Origin of the sequence: Pseudonocardia kunmingensis, assembly GCF_006716445.1 — a bacterium.
Taxonomy (GTDB): Bacteria; Actinomycetota; Actinomycetes; order Mycobacteriales; family Pseudonocardiaceae; genus Pseudonocardia; species Pseudonocardia kunmingensis.
Window position 1 is genome coordinate 19,070 of the sequence record NZ_VFPA01000009.1, and the last position, 14,065, is coordinate 33,134.

At 69.8% G+C, this 14,065-nt stretch carries 10 protein-coding genes; 8 read left to right on the top strand and 2 right to left on the bottom strand.

Going from position 1 to position 14,065, the window contains the following annotated elements; translation table 11 throughout:
• The first annotated feature begins 931 nt into the window (after positions 1 to 931).
• The 5 genes from FB558_RS41965 to FB558_RS41980 all read left to right on the top strand — a co-directional run bounded on the left by FB558_RS41965 (position 932) and on the right by FB558_RS41980 (position 4,720).
• Complete coding sequence (locus tag FB558_RS41965) at positions 932 to 1,288, top strand: WhiB family transcriptional regulator (protein ID WP_142065202.1); 357 nt, start codon at positions 932 to 934, stop codon at positions 1,286 to 1,288.
• 213 nt (positions 1,289 to 1,501) lie between these two features.
• The gene (locus tag FB558_RS43705) at positions 1,502 to 1,672 is read left to right on the top strand and encodes a hypothetical protein (protein WP_170231816.1); all 171 of its coding nucleotides are present in this window, start codon (positions 1,502 to 1,504) and stop codon (positions 1,670 to 1,672) included.
• A 216-nt stretch (positions 1,673 to 1,888) separates the two neighbouring features.
• Positions 1,889 to 2,302, top strand: a complete 414-nt coding sequence (locus tag FB558_RS41970) for a hypothetical protein (protein ID WP_142065204.1) — start codon at positions 1,889 to 1,891, stop codon at positions 2,300 to 2,302.
• Between the two features lie 682 nt (positions 2,303 to 2,984).
• Positions 2,985 to 4,145 (top strand): trypsin-like peptidase domain-containing protein, encoded by a 1,161-nt coding sequence (locus FB558_RS41975; protein WP_142065206.1) that lies wholly within the window; start codon positions 2,985 to 2,987, stop codon positions 4,143 to 4,145.
• 2 nt (positions 4,146 to 4,147) lie between these two features.
• Complete coding sequence (locus FB558_RS41980) at positions 4,148 to 4,720, top strand: copper resistance CopC family protein (protein WP_142065208.1); 573 nt, start codon at positions 4,148 to 4,150, stop codon at positions 4,718 to 4,720.
• A gap of 228 nt (positions 4,721 to 4,948) precedes the next feature.
• Here the strand turns inward: FB558_RS41980 and FB558_RS41985 are convergent, their stop codons facing one another.
• Together FB558_RS41985 and FB558_RS41990 are read right to left on the bottom strand one after the other, a co-directional pair.
• Complete coding sequence (locus FB558_RS41985) at positions 4,949 to 5,158, bottom strand: DUF397 domain-containing protein (RefSeq protein WP_142065210.1); 210 nt, start codon at positions 5,156 to 5,158, stop codon at positions 4,949 to 4,951.
• On the bottom strand, positions 5,151 to 6,044 hold the full coding sequence (locus tag FB558_RS41990; protein WP_142065405.1) for a helix-turn-helix domain-containing protein: 894 nt from the start codon (positions 6,042 to 6,044) through the stop codon (positions 5,151 to 5,153). The genes FB558_RS41985 and FB558_RS41990 overlap by 8 nt, the downstream gene beginning before the upstream one ends.
• Positions 6,045 to 7,302: 1,258 nt before the next feature.
• Here FB558_RS41990 and FB558_RS41995 point away from each other — a divergent pair.
• The 3 genes from FB558_RS41995 to fxlM are packed head-to-tail and all read left to right on the top strand — an operon-like array spanning position 7,303 to position 14,064.
• Positions 7,303 to 7,473 carry an FxLD family lanthipeptide gene (locus FB558_RS41995; protein WP_170231817.1) on the top strand — a complete coding sequence of 57 codons (171 nt, stop codon included), beginning with the start codon at positions 7,303 to 7,305 and terminating at the stop codon, positions 7,471 to 7,473.
• The gene (locus tag FB558_RS42000; protein WP_246107151.1) at positions 7,454 to 10,690 is read left to right on the top strand and encodes a lantibiotic dehydratase; all 3,237 of its coding nucleotides are present in this window, start codon (positions 7,454 to 7,456) and stop codon (positions 10,688 to 10,690) included. The genes FB558_RS41995 and FB558_RS42000 overlap by 20 nt, the downstream gene beginning before the upstream one ends.
• Entirely contained in the window at positions 10,687 to 14,064 is a 3,378-nt protein-coding gene (gene fxlM, locus FB558_RS44215; protein ID WP_211367237.1) for a methyltransferase, FxLD system, read from the top strand. The genes FB558_RS42000 and fxlM overlap by 4 nt, the downstream gene beginning before the upstream one ends.
• Position 14,065: the final 1 nt, after the last annotated feature.

Genomic DNA, 14,065 nt, shown 5'->3' on the forward strand with positions numbered 1-14,065 from the left:
TCTGGATCGGTGCCTCGACATCGCCAGGGCCGACTGCGTCTGCATGAAGGTGGAAGCGACACAGCGATCCGTCGGGATGTGCGGCTAGGACGGCATTCCCGCGGCCCTGGTCGTAACACGGCATGCAGAAGCCGGGTACCGACGTGCTCGGGAGCGTGGCGACGTCGTGGTCGCCGTGGGTAGAACTGGGCAGGCCGCAGCTACCGACATGTGCAGTGTCACCGTGTCGGGATCGCGCCGGGGCCCGTCCAGGATGTATCCTGGACACGCGAAAGCGCCCTTCCTTGGCAGGTTGGGTGGAACGCCTCGGCTGGTAACCGAGGCACGACGTCAGTCGGGCGGCATCCCGACAGACGTGACCGTTCGTCGAGGCGGCCCCGCTACGGGGCCGCCTCGATTGCTTATGAGGCCTTCGTCAAGGGCAGTTCCTCCTGCTGACCGGCAGTCTTGGGTTGGGCGTAGTCAGGGATCGGGAGTCCGAGATGCTCGCCCACGATCCGCGTGATCACGTCCTGGACGTCGATCCCATCGCGTCGGGCGATGGCTTCGACTTGAGCCCGGTAGGGCAGCGGCAGCCGTACGGCTGTGAACACACGAGGCCCCTTGGAGGGGCGCCCACGCTTGTGTCCTGAGCTGCTACTCGCCATGGACAGGAGTTATACCGGTGATCGGCTCGCCGGCGCAGCCGACTCGCCGACAAGGTGAAACAGAAACAACTAGCGCACCCGTCCGTGGGGCACCTCCGCGGCGACCAGCGTTGCTGGTCGCCGCCCCCTCCCTGTAGGCGATGGCGCACGCTCAGGTTGCGCCGTGTCCCCACCTGGGTGCGTCCAAGTTGAGTAGTTTTGCTCACTGGTAAGTGCGAGTCGCCCCTCTCAGAATCCAAAGTATGTCGATCATGGGTGTCCCGGGATCCCGCGGGAGGGCCGGGATGACTGGGGAGGGGTGGAGCTGGCGGGGCGCTGCGCGCTGCCGGACGGACAACGCCAACAACCTCTTCGTACGCGGGGCCAAGCAGCGGGACGCGCGGGTGTTCTGCCGGCCGTGCCCGGTTCGGACCGAGTGCCTGGCGCATGCCCTTGACGCCCGCATCGAGTGGGGGGTGTGGGGCGGCATGACCGAGCGCGAGCGGCGGGCGTTGCTCCGCCGGCGACCGGACGTGAAGTCCTGGACGGTGCTCCTGTACGCCGCGCGCCAGGAGCACTACATCTCGGCCGAGGCAACTGACAGCGACGAGAGGTCGGGCTGCTATCGAGCTAGGCCCACGCGTCTCCCGAAGCCGGTCTGAAGCACAACCCTCGCCTCGAGCTCTTGTCCCAGAGGGTGGGGCGCCGTACCGCTCGCGCTGGTGATCATGGATCATGGTCGTGCACGCGGCTGGCATCGCATCCACTGTGGACCGTTGCGAGAATGCCGCAGCTGCCGCCCCCGTCTTCGGTGGGCGAACGCGACCGGCGGGGGCTCGTTGACGATCGGACACGGCGGTATGCCGCGGTGGGTCGTGGCGGTCGAGTTGACCATCGAACTGTCCGCGGTCACCCAGGAAGAAGCCGAAGAGCGCGCGAGGCAAGCTCTGCGGAGCCGCCGTGACAGCGGCGCCCGGATCATGCGCCAGCAGGTGCGCTGGGTAGTGCCGCCAAACGGCGACGAAAGCGCCCGACATGGTGACTGAGCCGCGGGCCCCGGCGGGACGTTCAGCAACGGAGAGATAGCCGCGACAGTCCTCCCATCGCGCGCTCGCTCTGGCGCGCACTCTCCGGGCCACGGTCAGCCCGCGCCCCCCGTCGACGCGGGTGGCCTACCTCTACCGTTGTCGATTTCCGTGCAGCCACAGCAACAGGAGGCCGCGATGAGCAGCGGCGACTCGCTCCCGCTCGACCCGCAGCTGGTGGCCGCGCTCGAGGAGGCGATGAGCATCTGGGCGTCGCCGGGCCTCATCGAGGATCACATGCGCCCCGATACCGGCCCGGTCGCGCTGCTGACGATGACGCCGTCGGTGACCGTGCAGACCAGCGACGAACATCCCGGCGCTGAACTCGTCGACGTGGTCGTCGCCTCCCTGCTGCGCTGGGGCTTCGATCTGGTCACCGCGATCGAACCGGCCGAACTCGCCGCGCTTCCACTGCTGCCTGCCTGGCGCGCGACGTTCGACGCGGCCGGCAACACGCTGCACATCCGCGAACCCGGCGGTGTGTTCTACGACGGCGACCTCGGCGCCGACCTACCAGCGGGTTGGCACCAGGCCCTCCACCGCCGCGGCTGCCTCGTCGTGCTCGTCTGCAGCGCGATCGCGTCGACATAAGCGACCGGTTCGAGCGGATCACGGCAGCCAGCCGCGCGGGCCGGGTCGTGGGAGCGCGGCTACTTCTGGCCTGACCCATTCGTGAGGACCGCCGCGCCCCAGTCGTGCTCGGGTCGACACGTACGCGTCGGCGTGTCCCTTCGGGCAGGCACCGCTCGTTCGGCGCGCTCGGAACTTCGCTCCAGCGAGGGTTGCGATCACGCAACGCAAATGCCTTGACCAGCCAGTTCTGTCAAACGGCCCCGAGATCGGTGGTCGTCGTGCAAACCTCCGTCCAAGGTCAAACCGGCGGTGTCCGGACCCTTCCAGAGGCGAGAGCGACGCGCGCCCCCGGGATCCGGTTGCGAACGGATGACTGGCTTGATCGACGAACTGCTGAGCCCTCGCTCGGGGCTGAAATGGCGCTGCCGATGATCTCGGCCCGGGCGGGTCCTCGACGAGGCTGGAGGGAACCTGCATGCGAGCTGATCATCCGGAACCCACGTCATTCACGCGCTGCCTCCAACGCACCGGGCTGGTACTGAGCACCGTCTGCCTGGGCCTGAGCATGTCCGGCGCCGCAGCAGTGGCCGAGCCCCCACCGCCGACCCCCACCCCGGTAACCGGTACCGAGCCGGCACTAGCGCCGAGCGCGCCGGTTCCGGTACCCCCGCGGCATCCCGCGACCGCCGATGGCCCGGCAGTGACGGAACCGGCGCCGGCCGCGCTGAACAGCCTCATCGACCCGGCGATGCTGGAGTCGCTGCAGCAGTCGATCGTCGGCCTGGTCATCGTCTGGAGCGAGCATGAGGACCCGTTCGCCTGGCTGACCGCACCGCCGCAGGACCCGGCGGCGACACCCGAGCCGGAGCTGCCGGTCTTCTCGATCTGCACCGGGTGGTTCGACACCCCGACGACCATCGCCACCGCCGGCCACTGCGTCGACCCCGAGGAGGGCCGGATCGCGATGCACCTGGAGCGCGGCGGCGTCGACCCCGAGACCGGCCTCCCGACACCGGTCGACTACTCCCGGCCCGCGCCGACGGCCACCGTGTACGCGTTCCAGCCGCGGGAGCTGCCGGGTGCGGTGCTCACCTCCCCGGTGATCGTGCGGGTGCACAGCTTCCGCAAGGCCACGGACGGCGACACCGCCAAACTCGAGGTGCATGGCATGCCACCGGCCAAGCCGCTGGCGATCGCCCCGACCGCGCCCAAGCTCGGCGAACCGGTGACCTCCATCGGCTTCCCCGGCGTGAACATCTCCGACACCGACGGCGTCAACATCGACAAGCTGCTGGAGGGCGGCGGCGCGACGCCCGCGGAGATCCTCCAGGACTCCCGCCTGCACCCGGTGAACACCAGTGGGACGATCATGTCCCGGCAGTTCCGGCAGGGCGTAGCGGTTTATCAGGTCAACGCCGACTTCGCGGGGGGCCTGTCCGGCGGGCCGACGGTCAACTCCCGCGGCGAGGTCTACGGCATCAACAGCATGATGACCGTGGCGTTCTTCGCGCAGAACTTCAACGTCATCACCGACACCGGGATGCTCCGCGAGTTCCTCGGACACTCGCAGCCCCAGCCGCAGCTTCAGCTCGAGCCGCAGGCCGAGGTTCCGCCGGCGGTGGCCGATCCGGCCGCCTCCACCGCGCCGGTCCAGCCCGCGAGCCAGGCCAGCGCTGAGGCTGCACGCAGCGACACCCCCGCTGGCGGCGCGCCCGTCGGGTGGATCGTCGCCGGTTCGGTTCTCGGCGGAGCGGTTGTGGGGGGTCTTGTCATTCCTCGTCTCCGGCGCTCGAGGCGCGGGCCCGCGGCGGGCGAGCCCGCCGACAAGGCTGCGACGACACCGGAACCTGCCTCGACATAGCCATGGCCCTCCGCATGTCCAGTGCACGGCGGCTGCTGATCGTCACCGCGGTCGTCGCTCATCTGCTGACGGTCAGCTGGGTGTGGGCGAGCCCCGCGTCGGCGCACACCCAGCTGGTCGCCAGCGACCCGCCGGACGGGGCGACTCTGGGCGACCCGCCTGAGGCGGTCACGCTGACCTTCACCGAGGTCAACGGCACGGTCTCGATCATCACGGTGCACGATCCAAGCGGCCGGCCGGTCTCCACCGACACTCCGAAGCTCGCAGGGGTCGACAGCCTCCGAGTGCCGCTCGCCATGCTGACCGACCCCGGCCGTTACGAGACGCGCTACCTGGTGACCGATGCTGACGGACATCAGATCCGCGGCATCCTCACGTTCACACTCACCGCCCCCGTAGCAAGCTCTCCGAGCCCTGCGGTTCCCGACCAAGGCATCGGGGCTGAACCCACCCGCGAGGGCGATTCGAAGCCGGCATGGCCGTGGCTCGTCGTCACGCTGGCGGCCGTGGCCGCCGGGTGCGCCGGGATCTTGCGCGTCTACCTGACCAGCCCTTCCCGCCGGCGCCCCTGGTGACCGACTACCAGCGGCTCCGCGAAGACCGCACCGAGATCCTGACCCTCCCACCGATCGGCCGCAGCAATCCGACCGGCAGGGGCGCGCACCCGGGCGCCCTGCCGGTCGACGCTGCTCAGATAGGCCGGAGCATCCGTCGATCAAGCACCACCGGCGGGTGGACGCCATGGGGCAATGCCGAAGCTGTCGGAGGAAGGGGAGCCGCTGGTGGTGAGCCAGGCCCGGGTGTCAGAGGTCGAACTCGCCGCCAGCGGCGCCATCGAGGAAGGCTCGCCACTCGTCGCGGGTGAACTTCAGAACAGGGCCGGTCCGGTCCTTGCTGTCGCGGACCAGAACCACTCCATACTCGTCCACGAGGTTGTCGGCGACTTCGACGCAGTTGCCACCGTTGTTGCTGCGTGTGCTCTTGCGCCAGACGGCGCCGGTCAGGTCATGCACCGCTGAATCCCTTCGAAGCTGCGGAGATCATCTTCCTGGACTTGGCTTCGTCGAGTGCCCGCTTCTGCAGGTCGTCCCAGACGAGCCGGTAGGCGCCGACTTCGTCGGCCTTGTTGAGGTACATCGCGCCGGTCAGGGTGTCGGCGTAGACGAGTGATGGCTCCAGCGGTTCACCCGTGCGGGGATCGGCTGGGAAGTCGAGCAGCGCGAAAGCGCTTGCACCCATGCCGCCGTGCACGCCGGCGGACCAGGGGAGGATGCGGATCGATACGCTTGCCTGCTGCGTGACCTCGAGTAGGTGGTCTAGCTGCTCGGCCATCACTGCCTCGCCGCCGACCGGCCGGTGTAGCACGGCCTCGTTCAGGATGGCGGTCAGATGAGGCGCCCGAGGGCGGGTCAGGAGTGATTGGCGTTCCAGGCGGACGTGCACCCGGCGCTCGATCTCCTCTTCGTCGGTGTAGCCCGGAGGCATGCTGTTGATCTGCTTGGCGTAGGACCGGGTTTGGAGCAGGCCCGGAATCAGTTCCGCCTCGTACTGGCTGATCGTCTGGGCGGAGTCCTCCAGCGACACGTAGAGACCGAACCACGCTGGCAGGTCGCTCTCGGTGTAGTCGTGCCACCAGGACTTCTTGCGGCCGTTGCGGGTCTCGGCGGTCAAGGCCAGCAACATCTCGCGTTCCTGCGAGTTGGCACCGTAGAGATCCAACATCGCCCGGACATCGACATCGCGGAACCGCACCCGCTCGTCGCCGTCCTCGATGCGGCCCAGCGTCGCTCGCGCGCGTTGGAGCGCGTTCGCGGCCTGCTCTTGGGTGAGCGCGGCTTGCGTGCGCAGCGCGACGAACCGCCGGCCGATGTGGCGACGGACCAGCGCGGACCCCACCATGTCGGTCACCCGACCACCTCCGGACTCTGGGCGATGCCTCGCCCAAATTAAACGTGCACCGGTGTGACGCCGGCAAGGCTATCCGCGCCCCCCTCAGTCGGCAACATAAGTCTCACTACACAGTGCTCGGCCGCACATCGGTCGGTTGCTTTTTAGTCGGACTCATGTTTACTCTGTCACCTCAGCACGTGCTGTTGTGGATCAACTACTGGCCGTCGTCGTACCTGCCAGCTGCTAGCCCCGGCCCGCCACCAGGCGCGGATGACCTCTGAGGAGGGGGCGTGAACTCGTGCGCACCTCGGTACCGGCTCCATCGGCTCCACCCCATCGGCTCGTCATGGGCTCACCATGGCCCGCCGCGCCAAGCAGGCCTTGGTCTCCGAGCTCCCGAGCGAGCGCATCTGGCGGTCGAGGGACCTGATGCGCCCCGCGGCTTCGTTCGCCAGCCGGGTGTTATGAGCACCGGAAGGACGGCCGCCGCGATTTGCCAGGTCTGCACTCGGAGCGGTCAGCAGGGCTACCAGGTCTGGCCTTGCAACATCGCCTCAGCCGCTCAGCCTGCAACGCGGATCCGAGATGCCGAGGTGCCACGATGAGCTTCAGCTGGGGTCGGCCGCGGCGGGTCGTCGTGACCGCCTTCGCCCGCGATAGCCAGATGCTCCAGCAATGGGAGCTCGACCTGGCGGTCGGCCAACGGGTTCTTATCCCTGAAGGTACCCGGACACTCCAGGTGGACGATCCGGCGACGATCACACGCACCCGCGTGGCGCTCGGTGAGACGCGCCGGCGGCGAACAGCACACGGGCGACCGAGGTGAGCAAGTTGCTGGCGGGGTGCCGCAACGCGCGCCATCATGCATCTCCCCGGAGGTCCTGGAGTTCTTCCCCTGGCCACGGCATCCCGAGGTCGCCCACACATCAGCCGCAGATGCATGGCCCAGCGCCCGCAGTGCTCCCTGCCGCCGCAGGCCCCCGTCTCTGGCCCCTGAGTCGATCAGCTGCCGACGAGCACATGGTCTGTGACCGTCTGAGCGTGCCGCTACCTGCAACCGGCTGGCCGTCACCGTGCTGAGGCCATCTGACCGCCGGGACCGCGACGCGGCCCGAACGCGGCGCGCTTCTCTGTTCGGCCCAGCCCGCCACACCTCGAAACTCCCAGGACCGAGCACGTGCACGTGTCCTGGGTGACGCCGCTCCGACAGCGGCACACCGGCTCGCCCGCGAGCCGGAACCACCGATGAACGCCTGGAAGGAGCCCGATGAGCACCACCGTGCAGATGAGTACCACCGTGCAGATCCCGCCCCCCGACGAGTTCGACCTGGACATCCGCGTCGTCGAGTCCGGGGACGCTGCCGCCACCCTGATCAACCTGACCGACAACGGCTGCGGCAGCACCTGCGCCGGGCCGTGTGTCACCAACGTGGCCTGACGTTTCAACCACGGCCGGTGCCGGCCCGTCCCGGGTGATCCGCGGTGATCGCCCGGCGGGCCGGTGCCGGCCCAGACAACGTCGCCGAGAGGGACACATGGCAAAGAAGGCGCGACCGCTCTACCGCTGCGCTGATGCTGCGCTTGTGCGGGCCGCCCACGCCGAGCTGACGTTGCCGATCTGTCCGGACCTGACCGGCGGCGCACCTGCAGATGTCGAACGGTGGCGTCGGTGGCTGCGGGCAGTCTGGGCCTTGGACGTGGCCGCTGATCCCCTCGCACACGCCAGCCCCGCCCTGGCCCGCGGGGTGGCGACGGTGTGCGCGGCACAGGACCCCGATGTGGGACAGACCCGTCGCATGGTGCTGTCGACACTGCGGTACCTGCTGCGCCTGCAGCATCGAGCGACGCCGTTCGGCCTGTTCGCCGGCGTGGCTCCGGCCCGCTTCGGCGGTGAGCTCGCGGTGCGCTGGGGTGCGGACCATCGTGCTCTCGTACGGGCCGACGCCTCCTGGCTGGCGAAGGTGATCACCCGGCTGGAGTCCAGCCCGCCCCTGTTGGCGCGCCTGCCGCTGATCACCAGCAACCTCGTCTTTCCCCGCGGCAACCGGCTGGTCGTGCCCTATCCGCCGCGCACCCACGGTGGGAACGGCGCCGGCGCGGTCGAGGTGTCCCTGCGGAACACCCCGGCGGTGCAGTTCGCGGTGGACGCAGCCCGATCACCGATCCGCTATACCGAGCTGGCCGAGAAGCTCGCCGCCGAGTTCCCGACGACGCCGCGGGCCACGGTCACCAGACTGGTGACGAGCCTGGTCAACCAGCGCGTGCTGATCAGCAGCCTTCATGCACCGTCCACGATCGTGGATGCCTTCGGACACCTGCTGGCAGAGCTGGAGAACGCGCGCGCGGGCGTCATTCCTCAGGTGGCGGAGCTCGTGCATCAGCTGCAGCGCATCGGCGCGGACCTGACGCGGCACAACCGCGCCGTCACGGCCACCGCCGGCCGTGCCCTCCGGGTGAGCGTCGCGGAGGAGATGGGGGCGCTGAACGCCACGACACGCCAGCCTTTGGCGGTAGACCTGCTGGTGGACTGCTCGCTCGTCCTGCCGCAGCAGGTGGCCCGGGAGACCGAAGCCGCAGCCACCGCGCTGGCCCGTCTGAGCCCGCAACCGTTCGGCACGGCAGCGTGGAGGAGCTTTCACCAGCGGTTCTTCGAGCGCTACGGGATCGGCTCGCTCGTGCCGCTGCGTGATGTCACCGATCCGGATGTCGGGCTCGGATTCCCCACCGGATACCTGGACGCGGAGCCCGAACCCCCCGCACCCGTATCCAGCCGGGACCGGCGGCTGCTTGCGCTGGCCCAGGCGGCAGCCCTGGACGGGCGCCAGGAGATCGTCCTGGACGAGCAGCTGGTCGAGCGCCTCGCGACCGGCGACCAAACCCGGACGCAGATGCCGCCGCACCTGGAACTGCGGTTCCGGGTTCATGCCTCCTCCTCGGCCACGCTCGAGGGCGGGGAGTTCCGCTTGGAGGTCCTGGGCGCGTCGCGCGGCATCGGCACCACGACCGGCCGGTTCCTCGGCCTGCTGGAACCCCCCGACCGTGAACACGCAGCCACTGTGCTCGCCCAGCTGCCGGCGAGCGACCCCGACACCGTGGCGGCCCAACTGTCCTACGCGCCGCTGGCCCCGAAGGACGCGCACGTCACACGCGCGCCCGAGCTGCTGCCCGCGGTGATCAGCCTGGGCGAGCACCATGCGCCGTCCGCCAACCTGATCCCCCTAGATGACCTCGTGGTGGGCTGTGATCGGCGGCGCCTGTACCTGGCGTCATTGTCGCTGGGACGGCGGCTGGAGCCGACGACGCTGCACGCCTTGGATCTGCGCGTCCACACTCTTCCGTTGGCCCGCTTCATCGCGGAGGTGGGCAGGTCCCAGACGGCCGTGGTGACCGCGTTCGACTGGGGTGCCGCCGCTGGCCTGCCGTTTCTGCCACGGGTGCGCTTCGGGCGCACGGTGTTGTCGCCGGCCTGCTGGCGGCTCGAGGGCGGCGACCTGCCCCGCCGCGGCGCCCCATGGCGGGAGTGGGAAGAGGCCCTGACGGCGTGGTGCGCGCAACGCCGCATGCCGACAGCGGTCCTGCTCACTGAAGGGGACCAGCTGCTGAAACTCGACCTCGCCCAGAGCGCGCATCGTGTGCTGCTGCGCGCACGGGTGGACTCGGTCGGGCACGCCGTCCTGACCGAAGCCCCCGAGCGGGACGCACACGGGTGGTTCGACGGGCACGCCCACGAGATCGTCGTCCCGATGATGGCCGCGAGCCCAGCACGGTGGCCGTCGGTGCCGCCGATCACCGCGAGCCGGGTGATCAGCCGCAACCACGGCGACCTACCCGCAGCCTCCCGATGGCTGCTCGCCAAGCTGTACGGGCACCACGAGCGCCAGCCGGAGATCCTCGCCGACCACCTGCCCGAGTTGCTGGGCGAGTGGGACAGCCCGCCCACGTGGTGGTACATGCGCTACCGCGACCCCGAATCCCATCTGCGTCTGCGGATCGCGCTGCCCGACGCCGCGGGGTTCGGCCCGGCCGCCCAACGGGTGGGCGCCTGGGCGGCCCGGCTGCGGGGCCGAGGGCTGCTGCGGGACGTGCAGTTCGCCACCTCCTACCCGGAGGCCGGCCGCTGGGGCACGGGCGCGGTGATGGTCGCGGCCGAGGAGGTGTTCGCCGCCGACTCGCGCGCCCTGGCCGTCCAGTTCGCGCAGCCGTCCCGGCCGCGCCCGCAGGCCCTGGCCGCCGCGAACTTCGTCGCGATCGCCACCGCGTTCACCGGCAGCACCGAGACCGGAATGGCATGGCTCATCACGCACGCGAAGACCGCGTCGTCTGCTGCGGCCTCGTCCACCGCGTTGGACCGGCTTGTGCGGGCCGAAGCGGTGCGGCTGGCCGACCCCACCGACGACTGGGCGGCGTTGCGCGCGGAACCCGGTGGCCAGGCGATCAGCGAGTCGTGGAAGCAACGCAGCCACGCCGTGTCCCGCTACCGCGCCCGCCTCACGGAGGCCGAGGGCCTGGACCTGGATGTGGTGCTCGACTCCCTGCTGCACGCCCACCACATCCGGGCCGCGGGAATCGACAAGGACGACGAGCGCGTCTGCGTGCGCCTGGCCCGTGCCGCGGCCTTGGCCTGGCGGGCCCGGACCGTTGGGAGCAAGCGATGACGACCGCTCAGGTGGGCGCCGCGTCGGCGCTGGTCGAGGTGATCGCCCACCGGTTGGCTTCCCCTGACCAGGTTCTCGGCCGGGAGCTCACTCATGGTTGGTGGCCTCAGTCTCTGGCCTATGGCGCCGCCGGTGTCGCACTGCTGCACGTCGAGCGTGCCCGCGCGGGGCTGGCGCCCTGGCAGCCGGCTCACGACTGGATCGCCTGCGCGGCACACGGACCGGTGATCGCCGGTGAGGACAGCCACCTCTACTACGGCGCGCCCTCGATCGCCTTCGCGATGCACGCCGCGGCCGACCGAACCGGCCGGTACCGCCGCGCCCTGGCCACCCTTGATCGACACATCGCCGCCACGACGCGCCGGCGACTGGACCGCGCACACATCCGCGCGGATCGTGGCGAGCGGCCCGCGCTAGCCGAGTTCGACACCATCCGCGGTCTGACCGGCGTCGGTGCCTACCTGCTACGCCGCGAGCCGCACGGGGACCTGATGCGCGCCATCCTGGCCTACCTGGTCCGGCTGACCGAGCCGGTCACCAGCGAGGACGGCGAGGAGTCGCTCGGCTGGTGGAGCGATCTCGCCCCCTCGGGACGGCTGGCCGAGACCTTCCCCGGTGGCCATGCCAACATCGGAATGGCCCATGGCATCGGCGGGCCGCTGGCACTGCTGTCGCTGGCGATGCGCGACGGCGTGACCGTGCACGGCCAGGCCGAGGCGATCGGGCGAATCTGCGCCTGGCTCGACCAGTGGCGTCAGCACGGCGAGGCAGGTTGGTGGTGGCCGTACTGGGTCACGCCCCAGCAGGTTCGCGCCGGACAACCCGCCGCTTCGATGCCGTCACGCCCGTCGTGGTGCTACGGCACAGCCGGGCTTGCCCGAGCACAGCAGCTCGCCGCGCTGGCCACCGGCAACACCGCCCGACGACAGATGGCCGAACACGCCCTGCTCAGTGCGCTGACCGATCCGAGCCAGCTCGAGTCCACCACCGATATGTCGTTCTGCCACGGCTACGCCGGCCTGCTGCACATCGCCGGACGGGCCGCGGCCGACGCGATGACCCCGGACCTGGCTGGCTGCCTGCCGGAGCTGCTCGGCGCGCTCATCCCGGACAGACGGAACCGACGCGGACCTCCTGGTCACCTCGCTGCTGGACGACGTCGGGCTACTCGAAGGCGCCACCGGCGTTGCCCTGACCCTGCTCACCGTCGCGGCCGGCACGGCCCCAGATTCCGGCTGGGACGCATGTTTCCTGGTCGGCTGACCGCGACACCTCGAAAGGGACACACGATGGATCCCGGCGAGTGGCCGCAGGCCGTCATCGAGTTCGCCGACGAGGCGAGCGCCGAGCAGGTCGCTGTGGGGCATCTGGGTCCAGCGCTGGTAGCGGCACAGGCCGATGGGCTGCTTTCCAGATGGTGGTTCATCCGGAAAGCACCGTGTTGGCGACTGCGTTACCTCCCGGCAGACAGCGGCGGGTTCACGACCGTGCTGGATCGTCTGGCCGCCGAAGGCTGGATCGCCGGGTGGACGGCGGGAATCTACGAGCCGGAGACCCACGCGTTCGGTGGCGCCGCCGGCATGGACATCGCCCACGAGCTGTTTCACCGCGACAGCCGCCACCTGCTCAACCACCTCGCCCGGCAGCAGGCAGCGGCGCCTGACATGCCCGGCCTTGGACGGCGCGAACTGGCGATCCTGTTGTCCAGCATCCTGTTCCGCAACGCCGGACAGGACTGGTACGAGCAGGGCGACGTGTGGGCGAGGGTCACCCAACACCGGTCGGTCGGAAACACCGAGCTGTCCACGCAGCGCCGCGGCCGGTTGCGGGCCGCCGTTCACCGACTCATGACCGTCGATGCCGGCCCGACCAGCCCGTTGGTCGATGGTGGACCGTTGGCGGCCATCGCCGACTGGGCCGAGGCGTTCGAGCAGGCCGGACAGCAGCTCGCGGAGCTGGCCCGGCGCGGAGGGCTGCAGCGCGGCCTGCGGGCTGTGCTCGCCCATCACGTGATCTTCCACTGGAACCGGCTGGGGCTGCCCGCCGCGGAACAGCACATCCTGACCGAACTAGCGAAAGAAGCAGTCATGGGAACGAGTGAGCCCGCCGCCATCAGCATCGCCGAGACGAACACCCAGGTGAACGACGAGTCCGACGCCCTCGCTGAACGCCTGCGCAACGAGCTCGCCGACCACCTGCGCCAGCAGGGCACGCTCCGCACCGAGCAGGTCGATGCTGCCGTGCGGGCCGTGCCGCGCCACCGGTTCGTGCCCGCGGTGGCGTTGGAAGAGGCGTACGCGGACAAGCCGCTCTACACCACGCATGACGGCACCGGCACGTCGATCAGCGCCGCGTCACAGCCGACGATCGTCGCGATGATGCTCGAACAACTTCAGGTCCAGCCCGGCCAACGGGTGCTGGAACTGGGTGCGGGCACCGGCTACAACGCGGGCCTGCTCGCACACCAGGTTGGCAGCGACGGCCAGGTCATCACCATCGACGTGGATGAGGACATCGTGGACGGTGCACGGTCCGGTCTGGTGGCGGCAGGACTCGCCAACGTGAAGGTCATCCTCGGTGACGGGGCGCTCGGCTACCCCGAGGGCGCACCCTATGACCGGATCGAGGCCACCGTCGGCGCCTACGGTGTGCCGACGCCGTGGCTGGAGCAGCTCGCCCCGGACGGGCGTCTGGTCGTGCCGCTGCGCCTGCGCGGGAGCGTGTCGCGATCGATCGTGTTCGAGCGCGACCATGACGGGCGCTGGCACAGCCTGTCCAGCGAGATGTGCACGTTCATGCCGCTTCGCGGGATAGCCGACGACGCGCGCCGCACCGTCGCGCTGACCTCCGACGCGGCCGTCACCCTGCAGACCCATCAGGATCAGTTGGTGGACGCAGAGGCCCTTGCCGACGTGCTCGACCAGCCCCGCACCGAAGCGTGGACAGGGGTGAAGTTCCGCGGGCCGGAATCGATGGAGTGGATGGATCTGTGGTTGGCCTGCACCCTGGACAACGCCGTGAGTCGTATGCCCGTCGAGAGATCGGCGGTGGAACGCGGCGCGGTTAGACCCCAGTTTGGCTGGGGGTCGATGGCGACCATTGAGAAGGGCAACCTCGCTTACCTCACCGTCCGTCGGAACGGGCTCGCACCGGACGGTGGCAACCTGTACGAGACCGGGGTCATCGGCCACGGCCCCAGCCGTGACGCGTTGGTCAACCGGGTCGTGGACGCGATCTCTGCCTGGGACCGGCACTACCGCTCACGCACCGTCGGCTTTCAGATCCAGGCCACCAACACCCCGCCGATCCAGCCGAAGCCCGGCCGGTTCGCCATCGACACCCCGCTCAACCGAATCGTCATCGAGTGGCATTGAG